Here is a 12,182-nt window from a genome sequence, read left to right on the forward strand (position 1 = left end):
CGACTTGCAACATTCACTTGGATGGCCTGAAGTTGAATGACGATGGTTAAATCGGCGCTAAACATGTTCACGCGAAATGCCGACATTTGTGGCTAAATTGTGGCAGACCTGCCTTATTTCCGCCGCAACCTGTTGGGAACAAAGAAAAGGACCAGCCAAGCAAAGCCTGACCGGTCCTTCCAGAAAACATGTTTTGCGATTTACGACGACAACATTCCGTAGATTTCATCCTTAAGAGCCGCACGCTTTTTGCGCAGCTCTGCTTCGGCTTGCTCGCTCATCGGCTCAACATTTGTCTCAGCCCTGTGCACCTCACGGTTCACATCATGATACTCGTCCGCCAGCTTGGCAAAATGCGCATCGTCTTGTTTCAGCACGCTCATCTTTTCGACAAATTCCGGAAATTCTTCGGCCAGTTCATGTGGTGTATGTGACATTTGCGTCTCCCCTTGTTCGATTTCGCAAGCAAGGTGACATACCGACGGGTCCGAGACTTTGACTCGGATCAACCCGGCCAAAAACCTGTCTCTTTTTGTCTTATTTTTTTGCCGCGCGCCAACCGGCTTTTTGGGCCTCTGATTCCGAGCAAAACCAGCGTTCGCCCTTTTCAACCCGGATGGTTGTCACATCATACCATCGCTGATCGGGGGCATGAAAAATACGCTCTCCATGTTTGGAGATATTGCCTTTTAGAACACAGCCTTGCGGGGCAGACGACAAGGACCATTTTGCCCGCGCCGCGCGTCCCTGCGCCCGGTATTGTGCCGGCTCAACAATGCCTGTGCTATGCAAGCCGCGCCCTGCGATTGCCGCCGCTTTTTCTTCCAGGTCGTAGTCCCAGCCGTATTTACGAAAGGCGAAAGCAAGGCCATCGCGAACCAGAACACGGGCCATGTCCTGCCCATTCACCCAACAGCGTGCAACGACCCGGCCATATCTATCTGTGTCAAGCTGTTCGCATGACGCGACTTGGCCTTCGAAAAGCGCCTGTGCCTGCGCCTTGCTCCAGACACCACAAGCCCAGACCGGTTGCCCAGGACCACCGCAACGTTGTTTGACTTCGGGCGCGTCAATGGCGTGAAGCCGCACCGATGTCCCCGCCACGTCGATTGTATCTGCGTCTTTGACGCGCAAGGGGCCGCTGATCTCGCCAGAGGCGATATTGGCGGAAATGACGCCACAAATGAGAACAAGACAGAAACGAATACTTAACATTCGGTTAATCTCGGGGCCCGGAGCTCCGAAATCAACCGATTCTGTCGAAGTTCCTTAACGCTGGGCGGTTTCCCACTCAGGATGGATCCAAGGTTCAGAGTTTTCCGCTGGCAAACTGCGTCCCAAAACGTGGTCAGACACCTTTTCCCCAACCATGATTGACGGCGCATTGAGATTGCCATTGGTGATCTGCGGAAAGATTGAGCTGTCCGCCACCCGAAGACCCTCTACACCAATCACCCGCGCCTGAGGGTCAACCACAGCCATAGGGTCATCAACCGCGCCCATTTTACAGGTCCCACAAGGGTGATAGGCGCTTTCAACGTGTTCTTGGATGAAACTGTTGAGCTCTTCGTCGCTTTGCAGCGCATCCCCTGGCTGAATCTCATGGCCGCGATAAGGCGCAAACGCCTCTTGACCAAAAATTTCCCGTGTGAGGCGAATGCATGTGCGGAAATCCTCCCAATCCTGTTCTTCGCTCATGTAGTTGAACAGGATGCTGGGCGCGGTCTCTGGGTCATTGGACTTTAGGGTTATCGCCCCGCGTGACGGCGACCGCATTGGCCCGACATGCGCCTGATACCCATGCCCCTCTGAGGCAACCTGACCATCGTAACGCACCGCAATCGGCAGAAAATGGTACTGAATATCGGGGTATTCAACACCCGCTTTTGAGCGAATAAACCCCGCACTTTCAAACTGGTTCGACGCACCTGGTCCAGACCGACCAAAAAGCCAGCGCGCCCCGACATACCCCTTGCCAATCAGGTTCCAGTATTTGGCCAAGGTCACAGGTTTTGTCGCGGCTTGCTGGATGTAGAGCTCGAGATGGTCTTGCAAGTTTTGTCCGACGCCCGGTCGATCCGCCACGAGATCAATACCATGATCTGCAAGATGCGCAGCGGGTCCAATACCGGAATGCATCAACAATTTGGGCGAGTTTATTGCGCTAGCGGCAATGATGACTTCCTGAGCGGCCTCAATGATCTCAATCCGCCCCTTCCGGCGCAGCTCGACCCCAATGGCCCGTCCCTCCTGGATCACCACTTTGCGGGCCAAACCACGGACAACCTGTGCCCCCAGCTTTTCCGCTGGCCGTAGATAGGCCTTGGCCGCAGACCAGCGCGCGCCTTTCCAAACCGTCATGTCAAAAGGGCCGAACCCTTCTTGTTGGTGGCCATTGTAATCGCCGGTCACAGGGTAGCCCGCCTGACGCCCCGCCTCGACAAAGGCAGGGACAAGTGGATTGTCGCGCTTGCCACGTGTCACATGCAAAGGCCCGCCTCTGCCGCGCCACTCCGCCTCACCGCCATGTCCACCGGCATGCCAATCTTCGAGCCGTTTGTAATAGGGCAACACATCGGCATACCCCCAACCAGCGGCCCCCATATCGCGCCATGTGTCAAAGTCGCGGGCATGGCCGCGCACATAGATCATGCCGTTGATGGAAGACGAACCGCCAATAACCTTGCCACGCGGGCAGGCCAATCGCCGCCCCCCCAAATGGGGCTCTGGTTCACTCTCAAAGCCCCAATCATAGGTTTTCATCCCCATCGGATAGCTCAGGGCACCCGGCATGTTAATAAACGGTCCCCAATCGCTGCCACCATGTTCGATCACAATGACCGATTTTCCGGCTTCAGCCAGACGATACGCCATCGCGCACCCGGCGCTGCCCGCGCCGACAACAACATAATCCGCTTTCATGCCTCTGTTTCCTTTCAGGCATCCGGGCGCTTCCATAAACACCCAAGATCACAAAAAGCCGCCGCGCAATTCGCGCAAACGTCGCTCATCACTTCAGAGACGTGCTCCGAAATGCTCTATTTCAAACGTCAACTTGGCTCCCCACAACAGCCCCGGCGAGACGGGGGTGGGTGGGTGGGCCGCTCGCCGGGGCTGTTGCCCCAGCGTTAAACACGCTCGTCCAAACCGGCCTTAGAACGGCGATTCCACGTCGCCCATCCGCACGTAAACCGATTTCACTTGTGAATAATGCTCTATCGCACCTTTGGCGTTTTCGCGCCCGACACCGGACATCTTTGATCCCCCAAACGGCAACTCAACCGGTGCGTCGTTATAGGAGTTGATGAAACAACTCCCCGCCTCCAGCTCTCCAATCACGCGGTGACCGCGGGTCAAATCGCTGGTGAAGACACCGGCAGACAGGCCAAACTCCGTATCATTTGCGCGGGCAATGACCTCGGCTTCGTCGTCGAAATCCAGCACTGACATCACCGGGCCAAAAATCTCTTCGCGCGCGATCGTCATACCGTCTGACACATCCGCAAAAACGGTGGGCTGGATGTAAAACCCATCCCCCTCGATCTCAGAGCCACCACACACCAAACGCGCACCTTCCTCCCGACCTTTGTCGATGTAGGACATCACAATATCGCGCTGCGCCTTGCTTACCATCGGGCCAAAATTCACGTCTTCATCCATCGGGTCGCCTATTTTGGCGGTCTCCAAACGCTCGGCCAGACGTTTCAAAAACGCCTCCTTGATACCTTTTTGAACAAAGACGCGTGTGCCGTTTGAGCAAACCTGACCAGAAGAATAAAAATTCCCCAAGATCGCGCCGCCAACCGCGTTTTCCAGATCAGCGTCGTCAAAGATAATCAGAGGGCTTTTGCCGCCCAACTCCATGGTAACATGCTTCATCCCCTCGGCCGCCGCCGCATAGACTTTTCGCCCTGTTGGCACAGATCCAGTCAACGAAACCTTATCTACGCGCGGGTCATTCACCAACGCGCCGCCAACGGCCCCCATCCCCTGAACCACGTTATACAATCCCGCTGGCAATCCCGCTTCATGCAGGATTTCAGCCACCTTAAGCGCACAGAGCGGTGTGTTTTCGCTCGGCTTAAAGATCATCGCATTGCCACAGGCCAATGCCGGCGCGCCTTTCCAGCAGGCGATTTGTGTCGGGTAATTCCAGGCACCAATGCCAACGCAAACGCCCAGCGCCTCGCGCACCGTATATCCCCAATCGCCGCCCAGATTGACATGTTCTCCGGTCAGGCTCCCCGCCAAACCACCGAAATACTCAAGCGCGTCCGCGCCCGATGTCGCATCAACATAAAGCGTTTCGGACATTGGTTTGCCGGTGTCATGGGTTTCGAGCTCCGACAGCTCCCGATTGCGCTCGCGCATCAGATCAGCAGCGCGTCGCAACACGCGCCCACGCTCAGTGCCCGACTTGGCCGCCCATTCGCGTTGTGCCGCTTTGGCCGAGGCAATCGCCGCTTCAATAACGGCTGGCGTCGCGGCGTGAACCCGGGCGATCACCTTGCCAGTGGCGGGATAAACCACCTCAATCAGGTCGCCGTCCGTATCTTCCAGATAGGCCCCATTTACAAAATGGCTCGCCGTGGGCTGGGTATCATAGCTTTTGCTCGTGCTCATAGTGTGTCTCGCAAACTCTCATAAGAAAGCATCACCGTCTCCTGATAGGCAGGTCTTTGGGTCAGCCGGTCATAATAGTCGCGCAAGGCCGGAAAGTCGGCCCGCGTGATGTCGATGTCAAAATAGCGAAACAGCACATGACCCAAGTGGATATCCCCCGGTGTCATAACCGGCCCCGCCAGCCAATCAGTGGCATTTAACCTGTTTTCCGCCACAGCCAGCGCTGTCTCAAACTGTGCGACGGCGTGCTGTATGGCGCGGTGATCGCGATGTGCCAGCGGCGTGCGCACCACCCGCCAAAAGATCGGGCCGGTAAAGCGATTGGCCAGCATTTGCTTGGCCCATTCCGCCCATTGATCGACCTCGGCCAATTCAGCGGCAGCCTTGGGCCAGAACGTGGCAGATCCATAAACCCGCGCCAAATGCCGGATAATGGCCGCGCTTTCGAAAAGCGTCACATCACCGTCCTGCAAGACAGGGATCAACCCATTGGGGTTCATCGCCAGAAAGTCGGGCGTGTCTAACCCGCCAAACCCCTCGCCCACATTGCGGCGATCCACCTCAAGCCCGAGCTCAGCCGCACACCACATAACGGCCTGAACATTAGATGAGGTCGCACGCCCCCAAACGGTCATCATGACGCCACCACATCCCGATGAACCTGAACCGCTTTGATGCGACGGGGTGGGTGGGTGGGCGGCGTATCAAAGCGGTGGCACAACATCGCCATGGTCACTCCCCCCTCGGAAAGCGTTGGTTTTCCTCAAGGTCATTCAAATCCATATGGTTGCGCATATAGCGCTCCGAAGCTTTTTGCAGCGGTTGGTAATCCCACGGATAATACCCGCCCTGCCGCAACGCCTCATACACCACCAAACGCCGCGCCTGCGAGTGGCGCACCTCGGTGTCAAACCGTGAAAGGTCCCAGCGTGTCTCGGCCTTGGCCCGCATCGCCTCGACAGTGCCCGCATGAGCCGGGTTGTCAGCCAGATTGGTCAATTCATGCGGGTCGGCATCCAGATCAAACAACTGCTCTGGATCCAGCGAACAAGCGATGTATTTCCACTTCCCATAGCGCAGACACACCAAGGGCGCATAGGATGCTTCCGCCGCATATTCCATCGCAACCGGTTCTGTGCGCTCGGCCCCGTTCATCACCGGAACAAGACTTTCGCCACTGGTCCAAGGTGCCACCTCGCCCATATCAACCCCTGCCAAATCGGCCAGAGTTGGACATAAATCAATCGTTGAAACCGGCGCAGCGATGCGTTGCCCCTGCCCATCTGGCAGCGCAATCATCATCGGCACCCGTGACGATCCCTCAAAAAAGGACATCTTGTACCAGAGCCCGCGCTCCCCCAGCATATCCCCGTGATCGGACACAAAGACCACCACCGCCTCTTGCCGCGTCTCTTCCAGCACCGCCAAGAGCTCACCGACCTTATCATCAAGATACGAGATATTGGCGAAATAGGCTTGCCGCGCCCTGCGCACATTTTGCGGCGTTACGTCAAAGGACCGCCAGTCATTGGCATCAAAAATGCGCTTGGAATGCGGATCGTGATTGTCATAGCCCATCGACGCAACACTTGGGTCCAGATGGTCGCAATCCTCATACAAATCCCAGTATTTCTTGCGCGCCACGTAAGGATCATGCGGATGGGTAAAACTCGCGGTAACGCACCAAGGCCGATCTTCCTTGGCCCGCGCCAAATCATAGATCTTCATCTTGGCGAAATGCGCGACTTCGTCGTCATACTCCATCTGATTGCTGATCTCTGCCACACCGGCCCCCGTGACCGAGCCCATGTTGTGATACCACCAATCAATCCGCTCGCCCGGTTTGCGGTAATCTGGGGTCCAGCCGAAATCGGCAGGATAGATATCCGTGGTCAGTCGGTCCTCAAACCCATGCAATTGATCAGGGCCCACAAAATGCATTTTGCCGGACAAGCAGGTGTAATACCCGGCACGACGCAAGTGATGGGCATAGGTGGGAATGTCGCTCGCGAATTCGGCGGCATTGTCATAAACCCGCGTCTGGCTCGGCAATTGCCCGGACATAAAGCTCGCACGACCCGGCGCACATAATGGGCTGGCCGTGTAACTGTTCACAAAACGCGACGACCGCGCGGCCAAGGCTTTGAGATGTGGTGTATGCAACCAATCCGCCGGACCATCGGGAAACAAAGTTCCGTTTAACTGATCCACCATGATTATCAGGATGTTGGGGCTCATATCAGCTTGTCCTGCATCAAGGCCTTGGCAACCGTTTTCACCTGTTCTGACGCGCCTGTTATGTCGCCGCCATCAAGCGCTGCGCGCAAATAGACACCATCGATTTGCGCCGCAATGATGTGCGCGACCGTCTCGGGGTCGGCGCAACGTCCCCGCAATGCATGCACCAAATTGCTATGCAAACGGCGCTGATAGACCCTCAATAGGCGCGCCGCCTCAGTATCGCGCTGCGCAAAGCTGTAGAAATTGAGCCATGCCGAAATCGCCGCGGGATCAAAACAGTTGGGATCAAAGCTCCCCTCAATGATCGCTTCAAGCCGCCGTCCCGGTGTCGCACGGCCCAGCGCAAGACGCACATCACGGGAATATTCGGTCAGAATATGGCGCATCGCCGCCAGAAAAATCTGGGCTTTGCCGCCAAAGTAATGATGGGCCAACGCGCTCGACATTCCGGCACGTTTGGCGATTTGTCCGACGGTCACCTCTAGCGATCCAGCGGCCCCGATCTCTTCGACCGTGGCAGCCACCAGCGCGGCGCGTCGTTTTGGTTCTTGTCCAATCTTAGGCATACAAGAATTGCTGCCGGTTATTGACTGACAAGTCAATCAAAATCCATCTACAGCAATATGGCGGGAAACCCCGGCCATGCCCCCCGCTTGGAAGGGGTCGCATTTAGGTCAATAAAGGTCGCTTCCTAGACGCATTCCCAAAAATCCAGGTGCTCCCTCAGATGCGCAGTCAACACTATGACGTGGCACCCTTCGACTTGGCCCACCGGGCCAGAATCATCTTAAACACTTCAGTGCAGCAATACCCAGGCCAAAACCGGCCCAGCGATACCATCACAAAGCCATCACATTTCAAATGTGCCCAGCACTTTGTTTTGTGGAAGGCGAGCAACTTCGACGCCATCATGGGTGCGACGCAGGTTATAACCATAGCCACGCATCCGGAAACGCCATTCGGCTTCTGACAACACTTTGGCCCGTTCTTTGAGCAAGAAGGCCTCGATCTCATGCATATTCTCAGTCAATTTATTCTCCGCAAACATCTCTCTCTCCATCGTTCACGTTAACTTCCGATGGTTGACAAATTCCTTAGAGACTTGGGCACAAGTGCGGCCAATACATGGATTTTTAACGAAATGGAGACAATCGCCGCGCTGCTAATGTTTCGTTTCCACCACACCGGGCGTGATACGCCGGTTCAAGACAGCTTCACGCCAAGTGATAAAGACCACCGCGCTCATAATCAAACCGCCGCCCGAGATGACCCATGGGTCAATTCCTTCATCAAACAACAGCGCACCGATCGAGACAGACCAGACCAATTGCAGAAAAGTCACCGGCTGTGTCACGGTCAAAGGTGCGGCTTTGAACGCCAGTGTCATCGCGTAATGCCCGCCCGTAGCAAAGCACGCCACCAGGAATAAAATCCCTACGTCCCAAAGGCTCGGCCACACCCAAACCGGGATCGCCATCGGTGCAAGACCAATGGTAACAGACACAGACATTGTCGCGACGACCATCGCCGGGCTGACCTCGGCTGACAGGATTTTCGCAATCAAATAGGACGCGGCAAAACAACTTGCGGTGATCAGCATGGCAAAGTGCCCCGGATCAAGTTCGCGAAATCCCGGTCGCAATATGATCAGAGCGCCAATCATCGCCACGATGATCGCCAAAATCCGCCGCATCGCCAGCTTTTCCCCCAAGAGCAAAACCGCCAACAGGGTCACAAAGATCGGGTTGAGGTAGTTCATCGACGTCACTTCCGCCAACGGGATTCGCGTCATGGCAAAAAACCAAAACGCCACGCCCAGCGACTGAAACACACCGCGCACGGCAAACAGTTTCCATTGCCGCGATGTTGGTCGAAAGTCTCTCAGCTCACGCCACAGCGGGATCAAAAACACCAACCCCAACACATACCGCAAAAACGCGGCTTCGGGCGCGGGCACCCGCCCATGCAGGGTTTTGACCAAGGCAGTCACGGCGACAAAGCAAAGCCCTGTCACAACCATCCAAAAGATACCGACACTCGGGCGAGATTGATCCATGCGAAATACTTAACCCATTCACAATCAGGCACAAGGCTCGCCTGTCGTGCCGCCTCAAAAACCTTGGGTTCCCCCCTAAGGCCAAAGCGCCCTACCCGGCCAAAAGACCCACAGCGATCAAAAGCATGGTCACCCCCACCCCCAAATCCAAAACCCGCCATGCGCTTGGTTTTGCAAAGACCGGAGCCAAAAGGCGTGCGCCATAGCCCAAGCTAAAGAAGAACACGAAACTGGCGGATGCTGCGCCAAGTCCAAATCCCAACCGGTCCTCATATTGCGCAGAAACCGACCCCAACAAAACAACCGTATCCAAATAGACATGTGGGTTAAGCCATGTCAGGGCCAAACAAGTCAGAACAGCGAGACGCAGGCTACCGGCTTTTTCGCCCGCTTGCATCACATGTCCCCCCTTCCACGCCCCCCACAGGGTTCGAAGCCCGTACCACATCAGAAACGCAGCCCCAAACACCCGCATGCCCCATTCCAGACCCGGCACAGCTTGGGCCAAAGCCCCAAAACCGGCCACACCGGCTGCAATCAGGACCGCATCAGAGATCCCGCATACCAGAACCACCGCCAACACATGCTGGCGCATCAAGCCTTGGCGCAGCACAAACGCATTTTGCGCGCCAATCGCCAATATCAAGGTAAAGCCAAGCGCAAATCCGGCAAAATAGGTGGTCATCTTCGTCTCCTGTCGTCCCGAGGCTTGACTACGCCAGGGCCAACCTGCAATCAAATTAAAGATACTACACTCAAGTTAGGCTTTCTAATGCACTTTGACCCTCATCATCTCGCGGCGTTATCCGCGGTTTTGCGACACGGCAGTTTTGACGCCGCGGCCAACGCGCTGCATGTGACCCCCTCGGCTATTTCGCAACGGATCAAAGCGTTAGAGGAACGCGTTGGCACCACGCTGGTCAACCGCACCAGCCCCTGTACGGCCACGCCACACGGGCTGCGCATCGCCAAACATGCGGAAGATATTGGCCTGTTGGAAAACGCGTTGACCCGCGATCTGCAATTGGATGGCGATGGCAGCCAGCGGCATCAGCGTATCGCAATCAACGCAGACAGTCTCGCGACTTGGTTTGTGCCTGCTATGGCACAGGTGCCTGACATCTTATTTGATCTGGAAATCGACGATCAGGATTACAGTGCAGATTGGCTCAAACGCGGCGCAGTTAGTGCCGCCATTACGACGGTTCCAAACATTCCCGGCTGTGATGCCTATGCGCTTGGCGCGCTGAGGTATGTTGCAACGGCATCACCCGACTTTCATCAAAGATGGTTTAGCTCTGGGGTCACCCCCGCCACATTGGCCAAGGCACCCAATCTGGTGTTCGATGCCAAAGACGGGTTGCAGCGTGATTGGATCACCGCCCAAGGGGCCCCGCGCGCCGCGCCGCCCTGCCATTACCTGCCCTCAACCCAAGCCTTTGTCGACGCTGCCATCGCCGGGATCGGGTGGGGCATGAACCCCGAACTCTTGGTCAAAACCGCCTTGCAGACCGGAACCTTGGTGCCAATCAATGGCGACGCAACCTGGGATGTTCCGCTCGTTTGGCAGGTCAGTCGCGTTTTGGCCCCGGCCCTCACACCGGTCACCCAAGCCGTGTTGCAAACCGCCCAGACTGTTCTGGTTCAACCCTGATCGGATTTTCCGGTCCCAAACAGGTAATCCACCATCAGGCCCATGCGAAACGGCAGGCTTTCTTTGCGATCGGCCAATTGGCGCACCGTCATCCGCCTGCGCCGAATAACCGCCCGCGCCACGCGGTAATCAAAGGCGCGTTTGCGTTTCAGCACCCGTTCAGGCAACAGCTTTTGAAGGCCCTTCCACAGCAACCCCAATTGCAAAAACGCCACGGCTTTGAACACCATCTTTTGCAAACTCACCCAGGCCATCCGCCCAAAGGCCGCCGCCCCGGCGACAATCCAAAGCGGCAATTGCACCGAGAACAAAATCAGCCACAGCCCCACCGTACTGACCGAAAGCGCCAGCGCCGCAAAAATCAGGATCAAACCGGATATCAGCTTTTCGATCCCAGACAGGCTTTGATACCACGCTATCATCCGGGCATATCGCTCTTGGACAGCTTCAATATAGCCGCTGAACAGCCCAGCCAGCCGCCGCAACACGGCCTTGCCCAACACCATCGGCATCAGGGTCGACATGATCCATTTCTTGATCAGCTCAATTTTGAAAAACGCCGCCGAGTGGGTTTTCAACCAAAGGACAAACACCGGCAACTTGAGTCCCATCGCCGATTTGAAGATGATTTTCAACTGAACCGCGATCAAACCGACCGCGATTAAAACTTCGTTGCCAAAATAAAAGGTCGCTGCAACGGATAAGGCAACGACAAGGGTCAGCAAAACGATGGCGCGAAACAGCATGCCTTGTGAATAGGCCAGCCACCCCAAAGGGGCAAGCCATCGAGACCCGGCCCGTGGCACATCTGCCATCGACCTGACCCACATCAACGACAGATCACGCCCAACGGCTTAATATCGCTTGCGTCGGGGCATCGCGCCCTGATGCCCCGGCGGTAACAGCAAAGGGGAATGACCCATGAAACACCTGATAACTCTGGCCGCAATCACGCTTATTGGTTCCGCCGCAACAACGGCCTTCGCCGGGGATTGCACGGGCTATGTCACCGGTGTGCGACCGATCAGCCAATACAACCATGCTCAGGGCAATGGCTTTTTGGCAGTGCGCACAGGACCGGGTTCGAAATACCAACAGCTTGGCGAAGTATACCGCGGCGATGAGGTTGCGGTCTGGGACCGCTCAGGAAGCTGGTACCACGTACAATGCATGTCAGGCACCTGCACCAGACCACTATGGGGCCAACCAAACCCCAATGGCTGGGTATATGGTAAATACTTGGATATCGGCGGCGTTTGCCCATAGGTTTTTGCCCATTTCTCATCGCTCGTGACCGGATCAATGACCCTGTTGGCCTGCCCTAAGGGGGCGGGCCATTTCCTATGACGTCTATCGCTCTCTCAGGCGGGAGAGCCGGAACACGACAGTCCAGCCCAAGCCATCCCCAATGCCCCTGTCGTTAGGCCCGCAAACTCCCCACAAAGATCTCCGCATTCGGGGGCTACATCAGTTTCCGTTGCCCCCAGGCTCTGCCAAGCCGGTATCCGAAAGGGCATGAGCGACCGGTCCGCCATGCCTTCCTTGCCTGTATCAACGGGCTTATCAACGGGCGACACAGCGCGGCCGGGGGGCTAAGTGCCATCACCG

Annotated in this window: 13 protein-coding genes; 2 read left to right on the top strand and 11 right to left on the bottom strand. The window is 56.4% G+C overall.

The annotated features are described in order from the left end of the window. Positions 1-200 precede the first annotated feature (200 nt). The 10 genes from ACRBB0_RS20705 to ACRBB0_RS20750 all read right to left on the bottom strand — a co-directional run bounded on the left by ACRBB0_RS20705 (position 201) and on the right by ACRBB0_RS20750 (position 9,605). Complete coding sequence (locus ACRBB0_RS20705) at positions 201-437, bottom strand: YdcH family protein (protein ID WP_431376367.1); 237 nt, start codon at positions 435-437, stop codon at positions 201-203. 100 nt (positions 438-537) lie between these two features. Beyond that, entirely contained in the window at positions 538-1,215 is a 678-nt protein-coding gene (locus ACRBB0_RS20710; protein WP_431376368.1) for a thermonuclease family protein, read from the bottom strand. A 54-nt stretch (positions 1,216-1,269) separates the two neighbouring features. Then, entirely contained in the window at positions 1,270-2,922 is a 1,653-nt protein-coding gene (gene betA, locus ACRBB0_RS20715) for a choline dehydrogenase (protein ID WP_431376369.1), read from the bottom strand. Positions 2,923-3,153: 231 nt separating this feature from the next. Then, positions 3,154-4,623, bottom strand: a complete 1,470-nt coding sequence (gene betB / locus ACRBB0_RS20720) for a betaine-aldehyde dehydrogenase (RefSeq protein ID WP_431376370.1) — start codon at positions 4,621-4,623, stop codon at positions 3,154-3,156. Continuing rightward, positions 4,620-5,261: a glutathione S-transferase family protein gene (locus ACRBB0_RS20725; RefSeq protein WP_431376371.1), complete on the bottom strand. Its 642-nt coding sequence runs from the start codon at positions 5,259-5,261 to the stop codon at positions 4,620-4,622. Before ACRBB0_RS20725 ends, betB begins: the two co-directional genes overlap by 4 nt. 94 nt (positions 5,262-5,355) lie before the next feature. Further along, positions 5,356-6,861: a choline-sulfatase gene (gene betC, locus ACRBB0_RS20730; RefSeq protein WP_431376372.1), complete on the bottom strand. Its 1,506-nt coding sequence runs from the start codon at positions 6,859-6,861 to the stop codon at positions 5,356-5,358. Next, on the bottom strand, positions 6,858-7,430 hold the full coding sequence (gene betI / locus ACRBB0_RS20735) for a transcriptional regulator BetI (protein WP_431376373.1): 573 nt from the start codon (positions 7,428-7,430) through the stop codon (positions 6,858-6,860). Before betI ends, betC begins: the two co-directional genes overlap by 4 nt. 284 nt (positions 7,431-7,714) lie before the next feature. After that, positions 7,715-7,894, bottom strand: coding sequence for a hypothetical protein (locus ACRBB0_RS20740; protein WP_431376374.1), 180 nt, complete (start codon positions 7,892-7,894; stop codon positions 7,715-7,717). 132 nt (positions 7,895-8,026) lie between these two features. Next, positions 8,027-8,920, bottom strand: coding sequence for a DMT family transporter (locus ACRBB0_RS20745; RefSeq protein WP_431376375.1), 894 nt, complete (start codon positions 8,918-8,920; stop codon positions 8,027-8,029). A 91-nt stretch (positions 8,921-9,011) separates the two neighbouring features. Then, positions 9,012-9,605, bottom strand: a complete 594-nt coding sequence (locus ACRBB0_RS20750) for a LysE/ArgO family amino acid transporter (protein ID WP_431376376.1) — start codon at positions 9,603-9,605, stop codon at positions 9,012-9,014. An 87-nt stretch (positions 9,606-9,692) separates the two neighbouring features. On the opposite strand from ACRBB0_RS20750, the gene ACRBB0_RS20755 reads away from it, so the two are divergent. Next, on the top strand, positions 9,693-10,574 hold the full coding sequence (locus ACRBB0_RS20755; RefSeq protein WP_431376377.1) for a LysR family transcriptional regulator ArgP: 882 nt from the start codon (positions 9,693-9,695) through the stop codon (positions 10,572-10,574). Here the strand turns inward: ACRBB0_RS20755 and ACRBB0_RS20760 are convergent. Beyond that, entirely contained in the window at positions 10,565-11,389 is an 825-nt protein-coding gene (locus ACRBB0_RS20760) for a hypothetical protein (protein WP_431376378.1), read from the bottom strand. The two genes, ACRBB0_RS20755 and ACRBB0_RS20760, sit on opposite strands and share 10 nt — an antisense overlap. Positions 11,390-11,495: 106 nt before the next feature. Here ACRBB0_RS20760 and ACRBB0_RS20765 point away from each other — a divergent pair, with 106 nt between their 5' ends. Beyond that, the gene (locus ACRBB0_RS20765) at positions 11,496-11,840 is read left to right on the top strand and encodes an SH3 domain-containing protein (protein WP_431376379.1); all 345 of its coding nucleotides are present in this window, start codon (positions 11,496-11,498) and stop codon (positions 11,838-11,840) included. Positions 11,841-12,182: the final 342 nt, after the last annotated feature.

Origin of the sequence: Pelagimonas sp. (assembly GCF_050633425.1) — a bacterium.
Classification (GTDB): Bacteria; Pseudomonadota; Alphaproteobacteria; order Rhodobacterales; family Rhodobacteraceae; genus Pelagimonas.

What these genes read in the sequence shown, in the direction of transcription:
- ACRBB0_RS20765 (WP_431376379.1), top strand. Translation starts at nt 11,496, where the DNA reads ATGAAACACCTGATAACTCTGGCCGCAATCACGCTTATTGGTTCCGCC.
- betB (WP_431376370.1), bottom strand. Translation starts at nt 4,623, where the DNA reads ATGAGCACGAGCAAAAGCTATGATACCCAGCCCACGGCGAGCCATTTT.
- betA (WP_431376369.1), bottom strand. Translation starts at nt 2,922, where the DNA reads ATGAAAGCGGATTATGTTGTTGTCGGCGCGGGCAGCGCCGGGTGCGCG.
- ACRBB0_RS20755 (WP_431376377.1), top strand. Translation starts at nt 9,693, where the DNA reads ATGCACTTTGACCCTCATCATCTCGCGGCGTTATCCGCGGTTTTGCGA.
- ACRBB0_RS20710 (WP_431376368.1), bottom strand. Translation starts at nt 1,215, where the DNA reads ATGTTAAGTATTCGTTTCTGTCTTGTTCTCATTTGTGGCGTCATTTCC.
- ACRBB0_RS20760 (WP_431376378.1), bottom strand. Translation starts at nt 11,389, where the DNA reads ATGGCAGATGTGCCACGGGCCGGGTCTCGATGGCTTGCCCCTTTGGGG.
- ACRBB0_RS20725 (WP_431376371.1), bottom strand. Translation starts at nt 5,261, where the DNA reads ATGATGACCGTTTGGGGGCGTGCGACCTCATCTAATGTTCAGGCCGTT.
- betI (WP_431376373.1), bottom strand. Translation starts at nt 7,430, where the DNA reads ATGCCTAAGATTGGACAAGAACCAAAACGACGCGCCGCGCTGGTGGCT.
- ACRBB0_RS20745 (WP_431376375.1), bottom strand. Translation starts at nt 8,920, where the DNA reads ATGGATCAATCTCGCCCGAGTGTCGGTATCTTTTGGATGGTTGTGACA.
- ACRBB0_RS20750 (WP_431376376.1), bottom strand. Translation starts at nt 9,605, where the DNA reads ATGACCACCTATTTTGCCGGATTTGCGCTTGGCTTTACCTTGATATTG.
- betC (WP_431376372.1), bottom strand. Translation starts at nt 6,861, where the DNA reads ATGAGCCCCAACATCCTGATAATCATGGTGGATCAGTTAAACGGAACT.
- ACRBB0_RS20705 (WP_431376367.1), bottom strand. Translation starts at nt 437, where the DNA reads ATGTCACATACACCACATGAACTGGCCGAAGAATTTCCGGAATTTGTC.